Source organism: Microbacterium sp. 5K110 (assembly GCF_005774735.1).
In the GTDB taxonomy this organism is placed as follows: Bacteria; Actinomycetota; Actinomycetes; order Actinomycetales; family Microbacteriaceae; genus Microbacterium.
This window is the reverse complement of the sequence record NZ_VBUM01000019.1, coordinates 13,904-37,890: the sequence shown is the minus strand read 5'-3', so window position 1 is coordinate 37,890 and position 23,987 is coordinate 13,904. Positions and strand designations below refer to the sequence as shown.

Annotated in this window: 19 protein-coding genes; 8 read left to right on the top strand and 11 right to left on the bottom strand. The window is 68.3% G+C overall.

The features are described from left to right. Positions 1 to 108: 108 nt before the first annotated feature. The gene (locus FE256_RS06795; protein WP_138174058.1) at positions 109 to 468 is read left to right on the top strand and encodes a PadR family transcriptional regulator; all 360 of its coding nucleotides are present in this window, start codon (positions 109 to 111) and stop codon (positions 466 to 468) included. Further along, the gene (locus tag FE256_RS06790) at positions 465 to 1,556 is read left to right on the top strand and encodes a hypothetical protein (protein WP_138174056.1); all 1,092 of its coding nucleotides are present in this window, start codon (positions 465 to 467) and stop codon (positions 1,554 to 1,556) included. The genes FE256_RS06795 and FE256_RS06790 overlap by 4 nt, the downstream gene beginning before the upstream one ends. Positions 1,557 to 1,799: 243 nt before the next feature. On the opposite strand, the gene FE256_RS06785 is transcribed toward FE256_RS06790, so the two are convergent. Together FE256_RS06785 and FE256_RS06780 are read right to left on the bottom strand one after the other, a co-directional pair. Continuing rightward, positions 1,800 to 3,227, bottom strand: coding sequence for a CCA tRNA nucleotidyltransferase (locus FE256_RS06785; RefSeq protein ID WP_138174054.1), 1,428 nt, complete (start codon positions 3,225 to 3,227; stop codon positions 1,800 to 1,802). Between the two features lie 118 nt (positions 3,228 to 3,345). Next, positions 3,346 to 4,860, bottom strand: coding sequence for a DUF7059 domain-containing protein (locus FE256_RS06780; protein ID WP_138174052.1), 1,515 nt, complete (start codon positions 4,858 to 4,860; stop codon positions 3,346 to 3,348). A gap of 99 nt (positions 4,861 to 4,959) precedes the next feature. On the opposite strand from FE256_RS06780, the gene FE256_RS06775 reads away from it, so the two are divergent. The 4 genes from FE256_RS06775 (at position 4,960) to trxA (ending at position 10,154) form a co-directional block, all read left to right on the top strand. Beyond that, entirely contained in the window at positions 4,960 to 7,113 is a 2,154-nt protein-coding gene (locus FE256_RS06775) for a DUF6049 family protein (RefSeq protein WP_138174050.1), read from the top strand. Then, positions 7,110 to 8,708 (top strand): murein biosynthesis integral membrane protein MurJ, encoded by a 1,599-nt coding sequence (gene murJ, locus FE256_RS06770; protein WP_138174048.1) that lies wholly within the window; start codon positions 7,110 to 7,112, stop codon positions 8,706 to 8,708. Before FE256_RS06775 ends, murJ begins: the two co-directional genes overlap by 4 nt. A gap of 73 nt (positions 8,709 to 8,781) precedes the next feature. Continuing rightward, a complete protein-coding gene (trxB, locus tag FE256_RS06765) occupies positions 8,782 to 9,768 on the top strand; it encodes a thioredoxin-disulfide reductase (RefSeq protein ID WP_138174046.1) in 987 nt (328 codons plus the stop codon). A gap of 62 nt (positions 9,769 to 9,830) precedes the next feature. Then, positions 9,831 to 10,154, top strand: coding sequence for a thioredoxin (gene trxA, locus FE256_RS06760; protein WP_138174044.1), 324 nt, complete (start codon positions 9,831 to 9,833; stop codon positions 10,152 to 10,154). A 227-nt stretch (positions 10,155 to 10,381) separates the two neighbouring features. Here trxA and FE256_RS06755 read toward each other — a convergent pair whose 3' ends face one another. From FE256_RS06755 to rpmH, 9 genes are all read right to left on the bottom strand, one after another. Continuing rightward, on the bottom strand, positions 10,382 to 10,729 hold the full coding sequence (locus FE256_RS06755) for a tryptophan synthase subunit alpha (protein ID WP_138174042.1): 348 nt from the start codon (positions 10,727 to 10,729) through the stop codon (positions 10,382 to 10,384). 83 nt (positions 10,730 to 10,812) lie between these two features. Further along, the gene (locus tag FE256_RS06750; protein WP_138174040.1) at positions 10,813 to 11,781 is read right to left on the bottom strand and encodes a ParB/RepB/Spo0J family partition protein; all 969 of its coding nucleotides are present in this window, start codon (positions 11,779 to 11,781) and stop codon (positions 10,813 to 10,815) included. Continuing rightward, the gene (locus FE256_RS06745) at positions 11,781 to 12,698 is read right to left on the bottom strand and encodes a ParA family protein (RefSeq protein ID WP_138174038.1); all 918 of its coding nucleotides are present in this window, start codon (positions 12,696 to 12,698) and stop codon (positions 11,781 to 11,783) included. Before FE256_RS06745 ends, FE256_RS06750 begins: the two co-directional genes overlap by 1 nt. A gap of 4,858 nt (positions 12,699 to 17,556) precedes the next feature. Beyond that, complete coding sequence (rsmG, locus tag FE256_RS06735) at positions 17,557 to 18,186, bottom strand: 16S rRNA (guanine(527)-N(7))-methyltransferase RsmG (protein WP_252370926.1); 630 nt, start codon at positions 18,184 to 18,186, stop codon at positions 17,557 to 17,559. 10 nt (positions 18,187 to 18,196) lie between these two features. After that, positions 18,197 to 18,703, bottom strand: a complete 507-nt coding sequence (locus tag FE256_RS18440; protein ID WP_394529574.1) for a Jag family protein — start codon at positions 18,701 to 18,703, stop codon at positions 18,197 to 18,199. A gap of 13 nt (positions 18,704 to 18,716) precedes the next feature. Next, positions 18,717 to 19,787, bottom strand: a complete 1,071-nt coding sequence (gene yidC / locus FE256_RS06730; protein WP_138174034.1) for a membrane protein insertase YidC — start codon at positions 19,785 to 19,787, stop codon at positions 18,717 to 18,719. Between the two features lie 3 nt (positions 19,788 to 19,790). Then, a complete protein-coding gene (gene yidD / locus FE256_RS06725) occupies positions 19,791 to 20,147 on the bottom strand; it encodes a membrane protein insertion efficiency factor YidD (RefSeq protein ID WP_138174032.1) in 357 nt (118 codons plus the stop codon). Beyond that, on the bottom strand, positions 20,144 to 20,482 hold the full coding sequence (rnpA, locus tag FE256_RS06720; RefSeq protein WP_138174030.1) for a ribonuclease P protein component: 339 nt from the start codon (positions 20,480 to 20,482) through the stop codon (positions 20,144 to 20,146). The genes yidD and rnpA overlap by 4 nt, the downstream gene beginning before the upstream one ends. An 8-nt stretch (positions 20,483 to 20,490) precedes the next feature. Beyond that, a complete protein-coding gene (rpmH, locus tag FE256_RS06715) occupies positions 20,491 to 20,628 on the bottom strand; it encodes a 50S ribosomal protein L34 (protein ID WP_076492700.1) in 138 nt (45 codons plus the stop codon). 294 nt (positions 20,629 to 20,922) lie between these two features. On the opposite strand from rpmH, the gene dnaA reads away from it, so the two are divergent. Both dnaA and dnaN read left to right on the top strand, forming a co-directional pair. Continuing rightward, positions 20,923 to 22,350 carry a chromosomal replication initiator protein DnaA gene (gene dnaA / locus FE256_RS06710; RefSeq protein ID WP_138174028.1) on the top strand — a complete coding sequence of 476 codons (1,428 nt, stop codon included), beginning with the start codon at positions 20,923 to 20,925 and terminating at the stop codon, positions 22,348 to 22,350. A gap of 451 nt (positions 22,351 to 22,801) precedes the next feature. After that, a complete protein-coding gene (gene dnaN, locus FE256_RS06705; RefSeq protein WP_138174026.1) occupies positions 22,802 to 23,953 on the top strand; it encodes a DNA polymerase III subunit beta in 1,152 nt (383 codons plus the stop codon). The last annotated feature ends 34 nt before the right edge of the window (positions 23,954 to 23,987 follow it).

Below are 23,987 nucleotides of genomic sequence, written 5' to 3'. Positions count from 1 at the left end.
GGGCATTTCGAACATCGCGCACGGCACGCCACACCGGTGGCATCCGCACCGCGCACTACTGCGCATCGCGTGGTACTGTCCCTCACAGACAAGCGAAAGGGGGCGCGCGTGGATACGACGCAGCTGCTCAAGGGGGTGCTGGATGCCGCCGTGCTCGCGGTCGTGCAGCACGACGACGGGTACGGCTACGACATCGTGCGACGCCTGCGCGATGCGGGCCTCGGTGGGGTGGGGGATGCCTCGGTGTACGGCACGCTGCGTCGGCTCTACTCGGCCGGCGCGCTGTCGAGCTACGTCGTTCCGTCGGACGGCGGACCGCACCGCAAGTACTACGCGATCAACACCCAGGGCCGGGAGCTGCTCGACGCGCAGCGCACCACCTGGGCTCACTTCTCGTCGGCGATGACCGACCTGCTCGACGACACCGCCCGCCCGAAGACCCTGCGCACGATCGGAGACGCCCGATGATCACCACGCCCGCTCGCGAAGACATCCGTACGTTCGCCGCCTCCGTGCGCGCGCAGCTCGACGACCTTCCCGCCGACGAGATCGACGACCTGCTCGACGGTCTCGAAGCCGATCTCTCCGACCAGGCCACCGAGGCCGGCGACGACTTCGAACTCCCGGATGCCACGACCTACGCCGCCGAACTGCGCGCGGCCGCAGGACTCCCGGAACGCAGCGATGCGGTTGCGGCGACGCGGAAGTCGCTGGCTCAGCAGGTCCGCGAGGGATGGCGCGAACTCGGTGCGAGCCTGACGGCGAACCCCGCGGGCGCATGGACGCTCGATCTGCTGCGGTCGCTCCGGCCGGTGTGGTGGCTCGTGCGCGGATTCGTCTGGTACCTCATGGCCTACTTCGTCATGCTCGTGCTGGTCCCCAGCGCACCCTCGGGCGGTCTTCTGGGCGCCGTCTTCTTCGTCACCGGCAACCCCCTCACCTGGGTCATCCTGCTCGGTGCGGTGCTGCTGAGCGTCCAATGGGGTCGCGGCCGCTGGCTCCCGCGACCGTGGGTACGCGTGCTCCGCACCGTCATGAGCGTCGGCGCGGTGCTCGCGCTCCCCGTTCTCGCCCTCGCGATCTCGACTGCCCTCTCGCAGGCACTGACGCGCGACTCCTACATCCCCGACGCCACGTACGTCCCCGGGCTCTCGGTCGACGGCCAGCGCGTGCGCAACATCTTCGCGTTCGACGCCGAGGGGAATGCCCTCCCGGCGGTGCAGCTCTTCGACCAGGACGGCACTCCGCTCACCACCGTCGGCCGCGAGATGGGACAACAGCCGTACGACTCGTACTTCTACGGCGGGGGAGGGCCTGTCCCGGTGCCGTACACCGCACCCGGAGCCAGCGACGCGTGGAACATCTATCCGCTGCGTGAGATCCCGGCCGACGCCATCAACTGGGACGACGTCGACGACGTCGCGAAGGCGAAGCCGACGACGTTCCCGTTCCTGCGGGTTCAGCCCATTCCCACCGATGCGGTCCCCTCGCCGGAACCGTCCCCGACGGCACCCGTCGCGACGCCCAGTCCCGGCGCGGAGGCGGCGGCGCCGTGAGCGACCAGCCCAGGATCGTGAGCATCGATCTCACGCACCTCGTGGTCGCGGCCCTGGCCGAGGCTCACGACGAGGACGACTGAACATCAAGATTTCGGGGCGTGATCCGGCGGATTGGGGGCGCCGGATCACGCCCCGCTGCGCTTGCGGTTGGGCATGGGGCGCGATCCATGCACCGGGACGCACAGTGACCGCCCCGCTGCACGATCAAACCCGTCACGGCCCGAAACGTGCGGACCAAACTCAGCCCCGCGCAGCCCACCACTCGCGCAGCCGCTTCTCGGCCTCGTCCTCGCCAAGGACGCCCTCGTCGAGGCGCAGCTCGAGGAGGAAGCGGTACGCCTCGCCGACCTCGCGACCGGGCTTCAGCCCCAGGATCTGCTGGATGCGATTGCCGTCGATCTCGGGGCGGATCGCGTCGATCTCCTCCTGCTCGCGCAGGGCGGCGATCCGGGTCTCGATGTCGTCGTAGGCGGATGCCAAGCGCTGGGCCTTGCGCTTGTTGCGCGTGGTCACGTCGGCCCGCGTGAGGATGTGCAGGCGTTCCAGCTCGTCGCCGGCGTCGCGGACGTAGCGGCGGACGGCGGCATCCGTCCACGCCCCCTCGGCGTAGCCGAAGAAGCGCAGGTGCAACTCCACGAGGCGCGACACCACGGTCGTCGTGTGGGCGTCGAACCGCAGCGCCTGCAGGCGCTTGCGCGTCATGCGCGCGCCCTTGATGTCGTGGTGGTGGAACGTGACGCCGCCGCCCGGTTCGAGACGCCGGGTCGCGGGCTTGCCGATGTCGTGCAGAAGCGCGGCGAGGCGCAGCGGCACGTCGGGGCCGGCATCCGGATGCCGCTCCTTCTCGAGCGCGATCGCCTGGCGCAGCACGGTCAGGGAGTGCTCGTACACGTCCTTGTGGTGGTGGTGCTCGTCGACCTCGAGGCGCAGCGCCGGGATCTCGGGCAGGAACTCGTCGATCAGCCCCGTTTCGACGAGGACCCGGATGCCGCGCACCGGGTCATCGGTCTGGAGCAGCCGCACGAGCTCGGACTGCACGCGTTCGGGGCTCACGATCTCGAGCGTTCCGCGCAGCTCGGCGATGGCATCCAGGGTGTCGGGGTCGACCGTGAACTCGAGCTGGGACGCGAACCGGGCCGCCCGCAGCATGCGCAGCGGGTCGTCGCCGAAGCTGACGGCCGGGTCGATGGGGGTGCGCAAACGCTGCGCGAGGAGGTCTTCGACACCGCCGGTCGGATCGACGAGCGTGCGGGCGGGGACGCGCAGCGCCATCGCATTGACGGTGAAGTCGCGGCGGCTGAGGTCGGCCTCGAGGGTGTCGCCGAACTCGACTGTGGGCTTGCGCGTGACGCCGTCGTAGCTGTCGGCGCGGTACGTCGTGATCTCGACCTGTTCGCCGCGCACCTTGGCGCCGATCGTGCCGAAGGCCCGCCCGACGTCCCACTGCACCGACGACACGGGCTTCACGAGCGCCAGGATCTCGTCGGGGCGCGCGTCGGTCGTGAAATCGAAGTCGTGGGTCGTGCGGCCGAGCAGCGCGTCGCGCACCGGACCGCCGACGATCGCGAGGTCGCGACCGGCGTCGGCGAACACGCGAGCGAGCGTCGAGACGACGGGGTGCTCGGCGAGCTCACCGAGGCGCGCGACACCCTCGGCCATGTTCAGCATGCCTTCGAGCCTAACGGGGGCCGCGAGACTGCATCCGGCTGACAATTCCCCTGCAAACTGCATCGCAGATGTCAGTGAGATGCGGTCTCGGCGATCAACGCGCAACGCGCGCCCGAACTCACGCGTCCGTGAACGTCAGGAATCCGGTGACGATGAGCTCGCGCACCCGGGGCAGGATGTCGGCGCGGAGCTCGTCGGCATCCACTTCCAGCAGCTGCGCGATCGCGTCGACGAGCGGACCGACGGCGAGGTCGCCGTCGCACGCGCCCACGAGCGCGGCGAGCGCCGAGTCGACCTCGAGCGTGCGACCGAAGCCGCCGCCCTGGCGCAGCTCGATCACCGACGGCGACTCCTCGCCCGGGCGGTGGTGGCGGGCCTCGGTGACGTCGGGCGCGACGCGGAGGATCGCGGATGCCAGCCCCTCGTCGTCGAGCAGGGCGGCGCGGTCGTGGTTCTCGAGGCATGCCGCGAGGTGCGGCCCGAACGTGGACTCGCCTCCGCCGGCAACGCGCTCGTACCGCGCGAGGGTCGGGGCTCCCGCGAGCGGACGCCGCAGCAGCACGTATCCGAACCCGATGCCGGTCACGCCCCGCTGCGCGAAGTCGTCGAGCCACGCGTCGATCAGCCGGGCGTACGCGGGGGTTCCGGGCACCGTGCCGCCGTCGCGCACCCACAGCTCGGCGTACGCGAGCGGGTCGAGCACCTCGCGCTCGATGACCCAGGCGTCCAGCGAGGGATCGACCCACTCTCGGATCCGATCCAGACCCGAGTGCCCGTGGCGGTACTCCCAGTTGCCGAGCGACTGCGCGACCCCGCCCGGCGACAGGTGCGCGGCGACCCCCGCGACGACCGAGGCCACGAGCGCGTCCCCCTCGAGCCCGCCGTCGCGGTACTCGTACGCCGGGACCCCCGCGACGCGCGGAGTGATCACGAACGGGGGATTGGATGCCACCCGCTCGAATGTCTCACCCTCGACGGGGTCGAAGAGCGAGCCGAGGCGCGTCTCGATGCCGTCCACGTCGTTGAGCAGGGCGTTCAGGCGCGTGAAGCGCAGAGCCCGTTCGGAGATGTCGGTCGCGACGACGTGCGGAACGAGGCGCCGCAGCCGCAGGGCCTGGATGCCGCACCCCGTGCCGAGGTCGAGAGCCGTTCCGCCACGCCACGTGAGCTGCAGGCGTGCGAGGGTCTGCGAGGCCCCGCCGACGCCGAGCACGTGGTCCTCGGGGAGCGGTCCGCCCAGGGCCGCCTCGTCGAGGTCGCTCGCGATCCACCACTCCACGCTGCCGTCCGCGTCGCCGAACGGCTGCGGGCGCACGAGGACCGCGGGGACCACGCGGTCGCCGTCGATCCCGACGAGCCCGAGCGACACGGCCCCCGCCACACCGAGGTTCGGCAGTGCCGCGGCCGCGGCCTCGACGTCGACGGCGAACCCGAGGCACCACAGCCGGCCGAGCGTCGCGAGCGCGTCGCGCCGATCGCCCAGGGCGCGCAGGGCCGGCTGACGCAGACCGCGGGACACGGCGTCATCCGCCTGCTCGCCCCACGCGTCGCGCAGAGCCGCCCCCGAGAAGCCCGCGGAGCGCAGGTCGTCGGCGAGAGCACGGCACAGGATCGGGTCGGGTTCGGGGAGCACCGGTCCATTCAATCGTCTGCGCGAGGCTATCGGGGGGCTCCGAGGTGCGCGGGCCTAGACTCGTCGCGGTGCGAGGCCGCCTCGCCCACCGACGCTCGTATGACCGTGACCTCCCTGCCCTCGGGCTCACCCGTGCTGCGGCGCCCCTTCACGCGCCGATTGCTGGCGACCCTCGCCGCGGCCGCGCTCGCGGTCGGTTTGGCGGTCCCGGCGGCGGCGACGGCGGCCGCGACGCCGTCGCCCAGCCCGTCCGCGAGCGCGGCGCCCCCGACCCTGGCGGCGGCCCCGAGCGGCAACGGCATCCTGCGCCCGGGCGACACTCTCGCCGTGCTCGCGACCCTCGCCGCTCCCGCCGGCACGAGTGCCACGGCGAGTTCGGCGGCGCTGTCGATCGGTACCTCCGCGCTCGGCGACGACGCCGCGCTCACGCGGTGGCTGAGCGGGGACGCGTCCGGCGTCGCACTGCAGCAGATCGCGACGGGCACCCTGGATGCCACCGCCTCCGGCACACAGACCTCGGTGTCGTTCACCGTTCCCGGCACCGACCCGGCGCTCGTCGGCCGCGCGCCGGGGGTGTACCCCGTGCTCGTGCGCACCGACGGAGGAACGTCGCTCCAGGCCCCCACGGTCGTCGTCATCCCCGCCGACGGCGCGGCCACTCCTCTCGCCGTCGTCGTGCCGATCACGGCCGCTCCGCGCATCCGTGGCCTTCTCACCGCGAGCGAACTGGCCGAGTTGACCGCGGTCGACGGCGCGTTGTCGGCCCAGCTCGATGCGGTGGCCGGCACGCTCGCCACCCTCGCGATCGATCCGGCCCTCCCGGCCTCGATCCGTGTGCTCGGGTCGTCCGCGCCGCCGACCGCGACCGCCTGGCTGCAGCGCCTGCTCTCGCTACCGAACGACCGCTTCGCCCTGCAGTTCGGTGACGCCGATCTGTCGTCGCAGATTCGGGCGGGCGTGACGACGCCGTTGCACCCCACGTCGCTGCAGGCCTACATGGCCGCGGCCGACTTCACCCAGCCCGGATCCGCCGTCGCGCCGAGCCCGGGCGCGACCCCGGCGCCCGGACAGCCCTCGTTTCCCGACCTCGCGGCGCTGCTCGACATCGGAAGCGCGACGGCGAACGTCTTCTGGCCCGCCACCGGCTCGGTCGACCCCGGCGTCGTGACCGCCCTCGGCGCGCTCGGCACCGACGCGGCTCCCGCCCGGGTCCTCGTCGGCTCGAGCAACCTCGGCGCTGCGCCCGGCACTGCGAGCGCGACCGTGGGCGGGGTGTCCACCCCCGTCTACGACACCGAGGTCTCACGCGCCCTCACCGCCGCCGCCGCCGAGAATGACAGCGCCCGGCGGGGATCTGCTCTGGCGGCCGCGGCCGGCCACCTCGCGTTCGCCCGCACCGGCACCGCCGACCGTCCCGTGCTCGCCGTGCTGGACCGCGGCACCGACCGTTCGCGCGGCAGTCTGCGCGCGACCCTGGGCGCCCTGGCATCCGCCCCCGGTTACACGCCGTCGACGTTCGCCGCGGTCGGCGCGGCACCCGCGACGGAGGTCGCGCTCGGGAATTCCGAACCGGATGCCGCCCGCGCCGCCGACGTCGCCGACCTCCTCTCGGACGAGCAGGTGATCGACCGTTTCGCGACGATCCTCGACCAGCCCGAGCTCCTCACCGGGCGCGAGCGCGCGGAGGTCCTGCAGACGTTGAGCGTCGCCTGGACCGGGGATGCCGCCCGCCAGGCCGTCACCGACCACCGCGCCGCGACGCAGACGACGCTCGACTCCGTCGGCATCCTCTCGTCGGACTTCCGTCTCGTCAGCTCCAGCGCGCCCCTGCGCCCCTGGGTGCGCAACGACCTGCCCTGGCCGATCTCGGTGGTGTTGCGCTCACAACCCGACGACGCCCGCCTGCGCGTGCAGGCGACCACACCGATCGAGGCCCAGGCGTCCGCGAACACCCGCATCGAGGTGCCCGTCGAAGCCCGCATCGCCAACGGCGAGGTCGACGTCGCGATGCAGCTGTACAGCCCGACGGGCGAGCTCATCGGCAGCCGGCAGAACGTGCAGGTCGAAGTCCGTGCCGAGTGGGAGAGCATCGGGCTCATCGTCATCATCGGACTCGTCGTCGTGTTCCTCGGCGTCGGCATCCTCCGCACCATCGCGCGTCGACGGCGCACCCAGACCGAGGATGCCGCGGCATCCGAGGACGCATCGGATGCCCCCACCCCCTCGGACACCCCACAGGAGAAGAGCCCGTGAGCAGTATCGGACGGGCCAGTGTGCTCATCGGGGCGGGGACGATCGTCTCGCGCGTGAGCGGACTGGTCCGCACGATCGTCCTGGTCGCCGCGATCGGTTCCATCAGCGGCGCCGGCGACGCGTTCGCCGTCGCGAATCAGCTGCCGAACAACATCTACGCGATCATCTCGACGGGCCTGCTGACCGCGGTCGTCGTCCCGCAGATCGTCAAGGCGGCCGCGCACGCCGATGGGGGCCAGGCCTTCATCTCGAAGCTGTTCACCCTCGGCACGGTGGGGCTGCTCGGCGCGACGGCGCTCGCCATGATCGCCGCGCCGCTGCTCGTCCAGGTGTACGCGAGCAAGTTCACCCCCGACCAGCTCGCTCTGTCGACGGCGTTCGCGTACTGGTGCCTCCCGCAGATCTTCTTCTACGGCCTGTATGCCCTCCTCGGCGAGATCCTCAACGCCCGGCGCGTCTTCGGCCCGTACACGTGGGCGCCGATCGTCAACAACATCGTGTCCATCGCGGGCTTCGGGGCGTTCATCCTCGTGTTCGGCGGGCCTCAGACCGTCGTGCAGGACTGGACCCCGGGGATGATCGCGGTCCTCGCCGGGACCGCCACCATCGGAATCGTCGTGCAGACGCTCGTGCTGCTGTTCTTCTGGCGACGCGCCGGGCTCGCCCTGCGACCCGACTTCCAGTGGAAGGGTGTGGGGCTGCGGCACATCGGCCGTCTCGCGGGCTGGACGTTCCTCATGGTCGTCGCCGGTCAGCTGGCCGGCATCGTGCAGTCGAACGTGCTCTCGGGGGCGTCGGGAGAGGATCCCGCCATCTTCGCCTCGCAGAACGCGTGGCTGCTCTTCATGCTCCCGTACTCGATCATCGTGCTGTCGATCGGGACGCCGTACTTCACGCAGCTCAGCGAGCACGCCGCGGCCGGGCGTCACGACGAAGTCCGCGCCGACATCTCCCGCAGCATCCGCACCCTCGGGTTCTTCATCGTCGCCGCCACGGCGGCCCTCGCCGTCGCCGCGGTCCCGGCGAGCCGCATCTTCACCAACGGCCCGGAACAGGCCGCGGCCGCCGCTCCCGTGCTGCTGTGCTTCCTCGTGTGCCTCGTGCCCCTCGCCGTCCTCTTCGTCGTCCAGCGCACGTTCTACGCCTACAACGACACCCGCACGCCGTTCTTCTTCACGCTCCTGCAGTGCGTGCTCGTCGCCGGGGGAGCCCTGGCCGCCGGAGCGATCCTCGACCGGGGAGAACTGGCCGCGGGGGTGGCGCTGACGCAGTCGTTCGCGAGCATCGTGCAGGTCGTCGTCGCCACCGTGCTGCTGCACCGGCGTCTCTCGGGCATCGGCACGGCCTCGTGGCTCCTCGCCCTGCTGAAGTTCACCCTGGCCGCGATCCCCGCCGCCGCCGCGGGCTTCGGCGTCTCGCTGCTGCTGGGCGGACCGGCGGGCTGGACCACGAACAGCGCCCTCGCCGGGGCCGCCGGAGCCGCGATCATCGGCACGGTCGTGCTCGCGGTGTATCTCGGCATCCTCGCTCTGCTGCGCACCCCCGAACTCGCGCCCGCGCTCGCTCTCGGGCGGCGTTTCCTGCCCAATCGCTAGCCCCCGGACGGCGGAATACCGCCGGGCTAGCATGTGTTTCATCCGACGGAATCAACGAAGGGAACGCGCCACCGTGCGTCACGTCATCATCATCGGATCGGGCCCGGCCGGCTACACGGCCGCGATCTACGCTGCCCGAGCCAACCTCGAGCCCCTCGTCGTCGCGAGCTCCGTCGAAGCCGGCGGCGACCTCATGACGACGACCGACGTCGAGAACTTCCCCGGCTTCCCCGACGGCATCCTCGGACCCGACCTCATGGCCAAGATGCAGGCCCAGGCCGAGCGTTTCGGCGCCGAGGTCCTGTACGACGACGTCGTGTCGCTCGACCTCGAGGGCCCGGTCAAGACCGTCACCCTCGGCAGCGGCAAGGTGCACGAGGCTGCGTCGATCATCTACGCCACCGGTTCGGCCTACCGCAAGCTCGGCCTCGAGGGCGAAGAGCGCCTGTCCGGCCGCGGTGTGTCGTGGTGCGCCACGTGCGACGGCTTCTTCTTCCGCGAGCGGACCATCGCCGTCGTCGGCGGCGGCGACTCGGCGATGGAAGAGGCGAACTTCCTCACGAAGTTCGCGTCGAAGGTCTACATCATCCACCGCAAGGACGCGCTCCGCGCTTCGAAGATCATGCAGGAGCGCGCGTTCGCGAACCCGAAGATCGAGTTCGTCTGGAACAGCGAAGTCGCCGAGATCCTGGGCGACGAGGCCGTGAACGGTGTGCGTCTGCGGTCGACGGTCGACGGTTCCGAGCGCGACCTCGAGATCGAGGGTCTGTTCGTCGCGATCGGCAACGACCCGCGCACCCACCTGGTGCACGACAAGCTGCAGCTCACCGACCAGGGCACCATCTGGGTCGACGGTCGGTCGTCGCGTACGTCGGTCGACGGCGTGTTCGCCGCCGGCGACGTGATCGACCCGACCTACCGCCAGGCCATCACGGCCGCCGGCAGCGGCACCGTGGCCGCGCTCGACGTGGAGCACTTCCTCGCCGCGCGTGGTGAAGCGGGCGAGCCCGCCGTCGCCGAGAGCCCGATCGAGGGCCTCCCCGACGCCGCTGTCGTCTGAGGAACAAAACCGCGCCCACCGGGGTTTCCCCCGGTAACGCTTTCATCTAAGGAGATATGCACATGACCGCCAAGGCGACGACCAGCGCGACCTTCGAGCAGGACGTCCTGCAGGCCGAGGGTCCCGTTCTCGTGGACTTCTGGGCCGAGTGGTGCGGACCGTGTCGTATGGTCGCCCCCGTCCTCGACGAGATCCAGTCCGAGAACGCGGACAAGATCACCGTCCTGAAGCTCAACGTCGACGAGAACCCCGATCTCGCGATGAAGTACCAGATCACCTCCATCCCCGCGATGAAGGTCTTCCACGGTGGTGAGGTCAAGACGACCATCATCGGCGCGAAGCCCAAGTACGCCCTCGAGCAGGACCTCGCAGCCTTCCTCGGCTGAGTCCTCCGCTCGTCGACAGCCCCCGGCATCCTCGTGATGGCGGGGGCTTCGTCGTTTCCGGGGGCTTCGCCCGGTCCGGCGCGGACGGATGCCGGGATACAGGATGCCGGGCACGGAGCGCTCGGTTCGAGACGGGATGCCGTGAGCCTGGGGTGGCCGCCAGCCGCGCCAAGCCGCACGACGGCCATGGCATCCGGTCGTCGTCGGGTTCGGCCGTCAGGCGGCCGTCAGGAGGCGTCGAGGCGCACGGAGGTGTCCCACCGCCGGTGCGGCTCGTCGTCGCCGAGAATGCGCCACACAGCGCGCGTCAGCGGGGGATACTCGAGCGCGATCTGCCGCAGCACACGGTAGTTCCGCGACGAGTTCGGGCGAGCCCCACCGTTCTCGGCGATGTTCTCGGCCCTCAGCGTGAGCACCACCAGCTCGTCGACGCTGGGAAGGTCTTCCATGAACTCCCACGGGTCTTCACCGCCACGGAGGCGTTCGTGGATCAGGACGGCCAGTTCATCCGAGGCTTCAGCGCGCAGCAGCTCGAGACTGGCGCGGCGGCGAGGGCTCTGGTCGTTCGCGGTCACCAATCCAGCGTACGTCGCCGGTCCGACATGAGGTTCGTCGTCTCGCAGGTTGAGCATATGCCCAGCCGGGAATAAGGCGGTGATCAGCCCGCGTATCCCTCTTCGCCGAGAACAGCCAAGATGCGATTGAGATCCTGAATCGTGGCGAAATCAATGTTGATCTGGCCTTTTCTTGCCGTCAACGAGACGCGGACCTTCGTGTCGAATCGATCGCCCAACCGTTCGGCCACGTCGTCGAGGCCAGAACGACGAGAACCTGCCTTGGGCTTCTGCCGAACGGGTGCCACCCCCGGCATCTTCGCCGCGGCCTCGGCCGCGCGCACTGAGAGATCCTCGTTGACGATCTTGTCGGCGAGCTTCTGCATCTCACGTGGGTCCTCGAGCGAGAGGATCGCTCGCGCATGACCGGCGCTCAGGACACCCGCGGCGACTCGCTGCTGGACAGGCACAGGGAGCTTCAACAGACGGATCGTGTTGCTGATCTGAGGCCGCGACCGGCCGATGCGGGTCGCGAGTTCCTCCTGAGTGATGCCGAAATCCTCGAGCAGCTGCTGGTAGGCGGACGCCTCTTCGAGCGGGTTGAGCTGTGAACGGTGCAGGTTCTCGAGCAGGGCGTCACGGAGGAGGTACTCGTCCTCGGTCTCGCGGACCACCGCCGGGATGGACGTCAGACCGGCCTCGCGGGAGGCGCGCGTACGACGCTCACCCATGATGAGCTCGTAGGTTCCGTCACCCTTGTCGCGGACGACGACCGGCTGCAGCACGCCGAACTCGCGAACGGAGTGGACGAGTTCCGCCAGGTCCTCGGGGTCGAAGTGCGTGCGCGGCTGACGGGGGTTCGGGACGATCGACCTCGGGTCGACGTGCACCAGCCGTGCGCCGGGAACGGTGACCAGCTCGGGCTCAGCGACGTCGGTCGAGTTCGAGTCCTTCTTCGCCGTCTCGGATGCCGAAGCCCCGGGGAAGAAGACGTCCACCGGACGTGACTCCGACGATTCCGCCGTGGGGATGAGGGCACCGATACCGCGGCCCAGTCCGGTTCTCTTGGCCATCAGTCTTCCTTCGGGGTGGTGTCGCGTCCGACAATCTCGACCGCTGCTTCGCGGTAGGCGATCGCGCCCGCTGACTGGCCATCGTACGCGATGACCGTCTGGCCGAAGCTCGGTGCTTCGGACACGCGGACGGATCGGGGGATGACCGTGTGGAGAACTTCGTCAGAGAAGTGCTCGCGCACTTCGTCCGCCACTTGCTGCGCGAGGCGGGTCCGCCCGTCGTACATAGTGAGCAGAATCGTCGACACGTGCAGCGACGGGTTGAGGTGCTTCTGGATCATCTGCACGCTGCCGAGCAGCTGACTCAAGCCCTCGAGCGCGTAGTACTCGCACTGGATCGGGATGAGAACCTCATCCGCCGCGGTGAACGCATTGATCGTGAGGAGTCCCAGCGACGGCGGGCAGTCGATGATCACGAAATCGAGGTGGTTGTCCTCAATCGCGAGGTAGTCGCGAAGCGCGCCGCGCAGGCGGTGCTCGCGAGCCACTTGGGACACGAGCTCGATCTCCGCACCCGCGAGATGGATCGTGCTCGGCGCGCACAGAAGGTTGGGCGACTCCGGGCTCGTCTGAATGATGTCAGCGAGCGGGAACTCGTCGATGAGGACGTCGTAGATGCTGGCCGTATCGGCGTTGTGGGGCACACCGAGTGCGGTCGATGCGTTCCCCTGTGGATCGAGGTCGATGACCAGGACTTTCGCGCCGAGTGATGCGAGCGCCGCGGAGATGTTCACGGCGGTCGTCGTCTTTCCGACCCCGCCCTTTTGGTTGGAGACCGTGAACACACGAGTACGACCGGACAACGTCACCTCGGTAGCCTCCAGCGCTCGGCGTCGCGCCGACAGATCGGCGATCTCACGGGCAATCGGGGAGTCTTCGAAGGAGGGGGAGCCTGACGACTCACCGGACTGTTTCACGTGAAACGCGCTCCTTCATCTCCGGGGACAACATCCCAAGTCTACCGGCGGGACGGTCGCTACGTCGGGGTGATCCGAGGCGGATGCGCGAGTGTGTGCGATTCTTCGCTGGAGAGATGGCCACTGCCCGCGAGCGCTGGCCGACGGACACACTCTCAACGGCGTTCTTGGGCACTTGGCATCCGCGTTCTGATGTCCGTCTCGGTGACGCAACCCGCGGGGGAGTGCCCCGCACCTGTTCGCGTTGTTGCTTGCTTGGTGGATGCCGTGACCGGCAGTGTTCCCTTGGTGGGCTCGGCGATCACAACTGAGTCATCGCCGTACTGATCCGTCCAGATGCTCCGCGAGCGGGCTGGCACGTCGTTCAACGTTTCACGTGAAACATCCCCCTCGGGCAAGATGCCCGAAGCCGGCCTATGGGGTCACATTCCCTGAAGCGCCGCGGCTCTTCGACGTGTGTGTGCCACGGCATACGTCCTCGTCACGCGCGAAGATCCGGTTACGCCATGGGCCGCGCATGCCCCGTGCATGCAGCGGATGGGCGGGCAACAGCCGACAGCCTTTCGCGCCGCATCGGTGCGACCGATGCGAGGTCTCGCGGGTGGCAGCATGCGGGGGAGGGCGCGGGTGGCCATGAAGGATCCCGGTTTCCCCCACCCGGGGTGCTTCGGCCATCCGGTCGACTAGTGGTCGTCCATTCACTACCGCCAGTCAGAGATGCCGGACGGGCTCCGCCCAAGCGCATACCCAGCGCCGCTATAGACCGCGCGGGGCTGGGAGCGTCCAGCTTGCGCGCCTGAGCCTGGCGATGGGTGGCGGCTCTCTTACGGGCCAGGGCCGCCCCTGCCGCGGGGCTACCCTGTTTCGCGTGGAATACGGCTGCCACGCTCAACCGGACATGGGGGACGACCTCAATCCCAGTACCCGCCGCACCTCATGAGCCAGGGCGAGAAAGCTGGTTGGCGCCACGAGGTACCCGCATCCATGGCACACCCCGCCATGGCGCCGCCCTGTTTCACGTGAAACACCTGGAGATCTGCGTAAACGCGGCGCGGACGAGCAGCCGCGGCTGTCGCATCTCAAGTGGAGATCTGTGACGATCCCAGTACCCGCCGCGCCTCATGCGGCAGGAGGAGGGATTGGGCTGGCACGGTGAGGCAGCCGCGCACCGATCGCACACCCCACCACGGCGCCACCATGTTTCACGTGAAACACCTATCTAAAGACGCAGCCCTGACGCGCACCTGCGGCTCGCGCACTCAACCGGACAGGGGGAACCATCCCACTACCCGCCGCACCTCATGAGCCAGCTCGAAGAACCCGGTTGGCACCACGAGGCACCCGCACCAGTGGCGCATCCCATCACCCCGGCGTCATGTTTCACGTGAAACACCTGAGGATCCAAAGACGCAGCCCGTGCACCTGCGGCTCGCACGCTCAACCGGATAGCGGCGACCATCCCACTAACCCGCCGCACCTCATGAGCCAGCAAGAAGGATCCCGGGGACGCCGCGGGCAGCTGCGCACCAATGGCGCACCACAGCACGGCGCCGCCATGTTCCACGTGAAACACCTGGGGATCTGAAGACGCAGCCCGGACGCGCACCTGCGGATCGCACACTCAACCAGACAGGGGTGACCATCCCACTACCCGCCGCACCTCATGAGGCAGCAGGGAGGATCCCGCGGGTACCGCGGGCAACTGCGCACCAATGGCGCACCCCACGGCGCAGCCATGTTTCACGTGTGCCACTCGGAGATCCGCTGTGAGTCAGAGCGGAGGTGCACCGCGCCTCGCCCGCTCGACCGGACATCCGTGACCATCCCAGTACCCGCCACACCTCTTAAGCCAGGGGAGAGACTCGGCTGGCGCCGTCAGGCAGCCGAGCACCGATGGCGCACTACAGCACGGCGCAGCCATGTTTCACGTGAAACACTCTGAGGCCTGCTGCGGTATAGCCCGGACGTGCACCCGCGGCGATCACACTCAACCGGGCAGAGGCGACTACCCCTACCCGCCGTACCTCATGAGCCAGGAAGAAGGATGCGGCTGGCGCCGCGGGGCAGCCGCACGCCATTGGCGCTCACGGGGATGCCGCCCTCTCCGTCAGGTGCGCAATCAACTCTGCGCACACCCTCGGTCGCGACTGTCTGGCGGGCTCCGGGAGAGAGCGGATCAGGGCGTCCATCTCGACGTACCCCGACCTCCGTCGTCCATCGACCGAGGGGCCTGAACAGTCCCGCGCTCGAAGGATGGCCGTGTCTCGGTGCGGGTGGGACATGGGCCGTCCAGTGATACTGGTGCCAGTCGTTCCCCGAGGAACATCGCAGCCATCTCCGTATCCCAGTTCCGCACGGCGTGCTCGATGTGCCGGAGAGGGTGACTTCGGGCCGGTAACGACGGGCCGCGACCCGCCCGGCGCGGGGGAGGGCGTGTGCGTCAGTGCCCGTGTTTCACGTGAAACATCCCGCCCCGCGCGCACATCCAGACGAAACGACGGAGCCGCCGTCGCACCCCACGTCCACTCACCGACGCGTCTGCACGGCTGTGCGACGGTTGCCACGGGTTCATGTCACGTTCGCAACGGTTCACGGTGCTTACCCGAGTGGAGCGTTCGCGGGCCCTTCGACGTCACACCAGCTCATGCGACGGCGTCTGCCCAACGTGACGATGTGGCCTCGAGTTCCCTCGACTCCGCGCAATGGGAACGAGATCGATTGGCACGGCTGACGAGCACCCCGGGCATCCTCTGTGCACCCTGAGATCTCGGGTGTCCTCACGGTGTGCCTACCGAAGCAAGGGGCCACTGATCTGCGCACGACGTTGTCTCACCTCACGCGGAGACATCCCCCGCCACTCCGCCCTGATCGGCGTGCCTCTGACACCTGCATCCACACGCCCGGCGCGCGGTCGTCGCGGCGGGGAACGCATCGCGCGGGGGGAGGACTCATAGCCCGAAGACGGATCACGAAAAACGGATAGTAGACAAGCCCGTCCTCAGCTCGCGCATCCCCATCGCCCCACGCTCCGGTTGTCACTCGACCGGTCGACGAGCGGGTCCGCCAAGGATGGTCGGACGGGTATCAGACGGCGACCCCGCATTCACACGCTTCGCCTCACCATGGCACGGGTCGACGACCGGAAGACGGGCGGCTGTGCATCCGGTCTGCCGCCCGTTGCTTGTCATCCGTCGACTTGGGAGCCACCCCCATCGCCAGTTGCGACAGGTCGGAGAACGTCATCGTCACCAGCTCCTGTGACTCGGTAGCCCGCGTGCGTGTGGGTCACGCCCCCTCACAGACGACCTCCTTCGCAGCGCGGCACTCCACGGGCAGCTCTCTCATCTCATCGCCGGTGTGACCTGGATCCTTGTCGGACGGCCACCACCGCGCAACAGACGTCTCGCGGAGCGTCCGCAGATCCTCCGCCGGGACACGTCCCTGATGCGCAGTACGCGGGGGAACGCTGCGAAACCAGAGACCGCGTGGGATACCCACATGGCAACCGCATGTGGCCCCGAACGTGTTCGGTGATGTGGACCAGCCGCGCCTAAGCGTTGGGGCAGTGGCAGCGCCCGGGTTCAACTCACCCGCGACCCCGGGTCTCACGGCGCAGCAAGGGGGGAGGGTTTCACGTGAAACACCGGGCAACCCTTGGTCTCGGTGCCATCGCGATGGCCGGCAGGCCCCCGGCCACTCAGCGCGTCCACGCGCCTCGCCTCCCCTTGGTCTTCGCCGACCTCCGCTCCACAGGGACGAATCCGCCGTTCCTCATGCCCCTCGCAGACGCGCACCCACAGACAGCCACCCTGCAGCGAACAGCGCACCCTTCGCGGCGTACAGGGGCACCGCGGTCGTCGGACTCCACTCCGCAGCTGCCGCGCCATCTCTACCGTTTCACGTGAAACATCGCGACCACGTTGAGAAGTACAACGCGCACGACGCCGCCCACGGCCGCGGGGTCGCATGAACAGACGAACCGCAGGGGAGTGGGTCCCGGCGCTACACCACTCGCGCACACCCGAACACCACACACCAGGCGCACGCGGGACCGTGCAGGAGCGAACGCGCCCGAGGCGCACGTCATCCACTGCCAAAGTGACTCCCGTGCGCTGTTCCTCTGGCCTCGCTCCCGCTCCATATTTCCCGATCGAGATGAGTGCCCGCACGTGTGCGCGTCCGCCCTCGTGACACAACCACCCAGCCACAGCGCGCGCACCCCGAGACGAGGGGCCGACCCGCCCGCACATTGATGTCGGACTCCCGCGCGATACTCGATGCGTTGCACGCTCAGACGCCACCGCCCTTCCTCCGCATACCCGTCGGACCACGGATGTCGACGACGACTTCTCGGCGGGGGTCCTGCGAGACACGTGGATTCCTCACTACCTGCCACACTGGACGACCCCCAGATCGCTCACGGGCGCGTACGGGCTTCACCGACGCCGGAATCGACCTGCGCATCGATGCCGATCGTCGGAACCGAACACCTCGATCCCGGTGATTCGGGAGAGATCGGCGTCGCCGAGATCGAGGCGGATGCGATCAGCCGAAGGACCCGCGTGCGTTGCGGGATCAGGGCCGACCACGACGACCGCCTCCGCGACGACATGATCACGGTCGTCGTCGACGAAGACAGCCGCGACGTCCTCACCTCGACCGTCATATGGAGGTGGCGAGACGAGCGCGATCGGATGCCAGGGGCGCGTCGTCCACACCTTCGATCAGGCGCCGACGTACCCGATCCCGCTCATGATCGACGTCTTCGAGATGTCACCGGGGCGAGGAACATGCCCCAAGCCGCCACTGTACGCCGCGTTCAGGCGTGGTAAGGATAATCCCATTGAATGGGAACTGATCAGCGGGAAACCGTCGCGGTGAGCACACGCGTCGGCTCCTCGACGATGCCCTCACCGACGATGTGGATCTCGACGTCGGTCACGCCGAAGCGACGGATCTGCTTCTCGGCGGCGTCGACCTCGGCCGCGACGTTCGCGCCCTTCAGGTACGCCAGGCGACCACCCACCCGCGCCAGTGGGGCCGTCCACGGGATCAGCGTCCGCAGCGCGCTCACGGCGCGCGCCGTGACCACATCGAACACCCGACCTTTCGCCCACTCCTCGGCTCGGAGACGCTCCACGGTGACGTTCTCGAGCCCGAGCGCACCCACCTGCTCGGTGAGCCAGACGGTCCGGCGCTCCATCGGCTCGATCAGCGTGAACTCGACGTCGGGTCGAGCGATTGCCAAGACGATTCCCGGAAGCCCCGCGCCCGAACCGACGTCCGCCACACGTCCCGAAAAGAACGGTGCGGCGACCGCGCTGTTCAGGATGTGCCGTGACCACAGCCGCGGAACCTCGAGAGGTCCGATCAGTCCGCGCTGCTCTCCGTGCTCCGCGAGTGCCGCGGTGAACCGGCGCGCGAGGTCGATGCGGTCACCGAACACCGCGACCGCGGCATCCGGTTCCGCTTCGAGGTGGTTCTCCACGTCGTGCAGATCAGCCGCGGCGCAGGACCGTGTGCCGGTCTGCGCCCTCGCCGAACGACTCCGAGGAGTAGCCGCGGTCGGCAGCGATGTCGTGCACCAGCTTGCGCTCGTAGCTCGACATGGCCGGCAGGGAGGCCTGCGAGGCGCCCTCATCGAGGCGCTGGATCGCGCGGTCCACGAGCGTCTCGAGCTGGCGCTGACGCGCGTCCCGTGAGCCACCGATGTCGAGGATCAGCCGGGAGAAACGGCCCGTGGAGTTCTGCACGGCCAGCCGCGTCAGCTCTTGCAGCGCCTGCACGGTATCGGGGTGCGACAGCGTCGACAACGCCGCCACATCGTCGGCCTCAACGGACACGTACGCGCGGCCCGCGCGCACATCCAGGGCGAGATCCCCATCGATGTCGGCGATATCGAGAAGCCCTTCCAGGAAGTCGGCGGCGACGTCGCCCTCCTGCTCGAGCTGCTCCTCAGTAGCGGCGGTCGGTTCAGTCGCGATCTGCTCGGACATCGTCATCATGTGCTCCGGATGCTCAGGAGGGGGTCTCGGTGCCGGGCTTCGCCGGCGTGCGCGGCGTCGGGTTGGCGCCCTTCGGGGATTGCTGCTTCTTCGCGCGCTGCTTGCCCACGGGCTGCTGACGCTTGGGCTGAGCCGCACGGGCACGCTCGGCCTCTTCGAAGAGCCGCCGCTGCTCGGCCTCGTACTTCTCGATCGGCACGACCTTACCGCTGGAGTCGATCGCCTTGCCCTTGCGCGCCAGGCGCTCCTCGCGGGCCTTCGCCGCGTCGGAACCGGGAGTCGGCATCTCGCGGATGACGATGAACTGCTGAACCATCGTCCACAGGTTGCTGACGAACCAGTAGATGACGACGCCGAGTGGGAAGAAGACACCCGAGAAGATGAAGGCGAGCGGCAGGATGTAGAGCATGATCTTCTGCATCTGGTACGCCTGACCGGTCTTGGCCTCGGGCGACAGGTTCTTCGAGATGATCTGCAGCTGAGTGAAGAACTGCGACGCGATCATCAGCACGACCAGCGTCAGCAGGATCGCAACGGTGATCTGACCGTCGGACTGGCCCCACGCGGTGACGAGGTTGACGTGCATGGATGCCACGTCGAACAGGCGCGCGTCGTAGAACTCGCGCGTCAACTCGGGCGTCAGCAGCCCCACACCACCCTGATTGCTGGTGGCGTGCTTGGCGACGTCGTTCAGCACGCTGAAGAGGGCGAAGAAGATCGGCATCTGCACCAGGAGGGGCAGGCAGCTCGAAACCGGCGTCGTGCCGTGCTTCTTGTAAAGCGCCATCGTCTCGCGGCTCATGGCCTCACGAGACAGCTGATCCTTCTTGCCCCGGTACTTCTCCTGTACCTTGCGCAGCTCGGGAGCGATCTCCATCATCTTGCGCTGACTCTTGATCTGCTTCACGAACAGCGGGATCAGAGCAGCGCGCACGATGAGCACGAGGCCCACGATCGACAGCACCCAGGTGATGCCCGCAGCCGGCGCCATCCCGATAGCGGTGAAGAGCGTGTGCCAACCGACCAGCACGAGCTCGACGGCCCATTTCAATGGCCAGAGGACGATTCCAATGAGATCCGGCACGGATCAGTCCTTTCGGGAGGGCACGACGAAACCGTGCGGAGTGAGTTCGTGGCGGAAGGCGTGGTGCGGACGGACGTCGTCGATGCCACCCTGGGCCCAGGGATGACAGCGGGCGAGGCGGGCCGCGGTCAACGCGACGCCTTTGACGAGTCCGTGCTGCTGCACGGCGCCCACCGAATAGGCGGAACAGGACGGGTAGTACTTGCACACGTCGCCGTAGACGTGCGAAATCGTGGCCCGGTACGCGTGCAGAAGCGCGAGACCGGCGTTCCGGGGGAGAAGCGGAACGGATGCCGCGACGGAGCTCCACTCGAGGTGTCCGGCGCCCGTCGACGAGGTGGGCAGCGTCGAGGTGCTCACGCGGCGGCCTTACGTTCCAGGCACCGGACGACGTCGGCGCGAAGAGTTGCGTAGTCAGCGGTCGCCGCCGAGGGCAGCGCACGAATGACGACCGAGGCGCCCCCGCGAACCAGCGGGAGCGCCTCGGCGCACACCGCCTTGAGACGGCGGCGCACGGTGTTGCGTGTGACGGCAGAGCCGACCTGACGGCTCACGATGAAACCGAAGCGTGCCGGACCCTCGTCCGGCACGCCGCCGACGTACGTCACGGTGTGCGCTCCGGCACACCGAGAACCCCGACGGACGGTGGTCTTATAGTCCGATCCGCGGGTGAGTCGGTTCGGCTTCGCGAGCACTAGGTGGGTCAGGCCGAGAGCTCGGTGCGACCCTTGGCGCGACGCGCCGCCAGGATCGAGCGGCCGGCGCGCGTGCGCATGCGGGCACGGAAACCGTGCTTCTTGGCGCGGCGGCGGTTGTTGGGCTGGAAGGTGCGCTTGCTCATGGGTCACTCCGGAGGTGATGTCGCCCGATGCTCTTCTGCCGGGGACGTGGTCGGGACTGCCGTTTAGGCATAAGTCAACCGACTAAGGCTACGTCGCGCGCGACGTTAACTCAAACCGAGAAGCCGACCGCTCATTATCCCCAACCCCCGTCCACACCCGTGGCAAAGACACGCGAGCGCGTTCTACAGTTGATTTGGCTCCGTGCGGACCGCGAACTAGCGTGTCCCCGGAAGTTATCCACAGGTTCGGCGCGTCGCACGTCGACAGCCGCGCGCCGAGATCCCGGAGGGGATATGTCACTGCACCAAGTACCGGATGTCCCCGTCTGGTCCGCCGTGCTCGACCATCTCCTCACCGACGACCGCGTCACCCCGCAGCTTCACGGCTTCCTCAATCTCGCCGTGCCGCAGGGTGTGATGGGCGGGACGCTCTATCTCGACGTTCCCAACGACCTGACCGCCGCGCAGATGAACAAGCGCATGCGCGCGCCCATCCTCGAGGCCCTCACTCACGTGCAGGGCATCGACCCCGAGGTCAGCAATTTCCGGGTGGTCGTGAACCCCGATCTCATCGAGTCGCACCGCTCGGCTCCCTCGGCCGAAGAACGTCCGAACTCGGCTCCCACCGCGCCGACGACGAGTTCGTCGATCACCGAGCAGACCCCCGACCCGATCGTCCCGGCATCCCGCAACGACACCCGGCTCAACCCGAAGTACACGTTCGACAACTTCGTCATCGGGCAGTCCAACCGCTTCGCGCATGCCGCCGCCGTCGCCGTGGCCGAAGCCCCCGCAAAGGCGTACAACCCTCTCTTCATCTACGGCGACTCGGGACTCGGCAAGACCCACCTCCTCCACGCCATCGGCGATTACGCCGCGAGCATGTACGCCGGCATCCGCGTGCGGTACGTCTCGAGCGAGGAGTTCACGAACGACTTCATCAACTCGATCGCGAACAACCGCGGCTCTGCCTTCCAGGCCCGGTACCGCGACGTCGACATCCTCCTCATTGACGACATCCAGTTCCTGCAGGGGCGCGCCGAGACCCAGGAAGCCTTCTTCCACACCTTCAACACGCTGCACGATCACGACAAGCAAGTCGTGATCACGAGCGACCTGCCTCCGAAACAGCTGACCGGCTTCGAAGACCGCATGCGCAGCCGCTTTGAGTGGGGCCTGATCACCGACGTGCAGGCGCCCGATCTCGAGACCCGCATCGCGATCCTCCGCAAGAAGGCACAGAGCGAGCGTCTGCTGATCCCGGACGACGTGCTCGAGTACATCGCCACCGTGGTCTCGTCGAACATCCGCGAGCTCGAAGGCGCGCTGATCCGCGTGTCCGCGTTCGCCAGCCTGAATCGCTCGACCCTCGATATGTCGCTGGCCCAGACCGTCCTGCGCGACATCATCGACCAGGATGACGCGAACGTCGTCTCGCCGACCGACATCATCACGGCCACCGCGCAGTACTTCAAGCTGTCGGTCGACGACCTGTATGGATCGAGCCGTTCGCAGGCGGTCGCCACGGCCCGGCAGATCGCGATGTACCTCTGTCGAGAGCGCACGAGTCTGTCGTTGCCCAAGATCGGCCAGCTTTTCGGCAACCGCGATCACACGACCGTGATGTACGCCTACAAGAAGATCAGCGACCTCATGAAGGAGCGACGCTCGATCTACAACCAGGTCTCCGAGATCACGACCCAGTTGGGGCGCATGCGCTGAGCGCCCACCAGAACCGAGGGGTTCGTCCGCATCCGCGGGCGAACCCCTTCGTCGTTCTGCGCCGCGAGCGAGGCTCCTAAAGCCGTTCGCGGCACATAGTTCAGTCGGTTCTACACAGTGTGGAAAACCTGTGGATAACTCGGATTCTCTGCGGATGAGATGTGAACGACACGCGTCCGCCTGTGGAGGAGCCTCAGAACCGACGACCTCTCGATCGTGTTAACTGCCCAGGCTCTCCGCAGTGCGTCCACAGGTCACACGCGTGTAGTCCCCTTCTGTTAACACGCATCGCGCAAGTTATCCACACTCTCCACAGCTGTTAACAAGATGAAGATCCCATTCATGAGTTAACAGAGATTCGATGACCTTGTGGTGCGGCCGGGCGCCCGACATGTGCGGACGCAGTCGGGGACTAGCATGGGTAAGCCATACCGCCGTCAAGGGAGCGCCCGTGAAGTTTCACGTCAATCGCGATGTCTTCAGCGAAGCCGTTTCGTTCGTGGTCAAGCTCCTGCCGCAGCGCAACCCGCAGCCGATCCTCGCCGGTGTGCTGATCGAGGCCGGCGACCAGGGGCTCACCCTCGCGGCGTTCGACTACGAGGCCTCCGCGCGCACGACGATCGAGGCGACCGTCGACGAGCCGGGCACGATCCTCGTCCACGGCCGGTTGCTCTCGGACATCGCGAGCCGACTCCCCAACGCACCGATCCAGATCACCGTCGACGACGACGGAGGGATCCTCCTGACCTGCGGCTCCGCCCGCTTCACGCTCGCGTCGATGCCCGTCCAGGAATACCCCGCGATCCCCGAGGTCACGGGCGAGTCCGGACTCGTGCCGGCCGACGACTTCGCCACCGCGATCGCGCAGGTCGCGTTCGCCGCCTCGCGCGACGACGTCACCCCGGTGCTCACCGGCGTGCAGCTCGAGGTGACGGGAACGCGACTGAGCCTCGTCGCCACCGACCGCTACCGCGTCGCTCTGCGCGAGATCCCGTGGGACGGCGGTGCTGCGGCATCCGACGAGCCCACCGCAGCCCTCGTGCCCGCCCGTACGCTCCAAGAGGTCGGCAAGACCTTCGCGCACGGCGGCGACATCTCGATCGCGTTCTCGGGCTCGGGCGATCGCGAGATCATCGCCTTCACCGCGGGCAACAAGACCGTGACGTCCCTGCTCATCAAGGGCAACTTCCCGCCGGTCCGCCGGTTGTTCCCCGAGCAGACCGAACACCACAGCGTCGTCAACACGGCCGAGCTCGCGGAAGCGGTCCGCCGTGTCGCGCTCGTGCTCGACCGCTCCGCGCCCCTGCGGTTCACCTTCGGGCCCGACGGGGTGTCCATGGATGCCTCGGGCACCGAGCAGGCGCGCGCCACCGAGTCCGTCGACGCGACGCTCCTCGGCGACGAGGTCACGCTGGGTCTGAACCCCCAGTACCTCCTCGAGTCCCTGGGTGCCGTTCGTAGCGAATTCACGCGGATCACGTTCACCTCGAGCGACAACGCGAACAAGCTGAGCCCCGTGCTCATCACCCCGCAGACCTCGGTCGACAAGGGTGGCGAGGGCTCGTTCAAGTACCTCCTGCAGCCGAACCTGCTGCTGCGCTGAGCCAGAGGCGGGCCGTCCGATGTCGGGGGCGGCG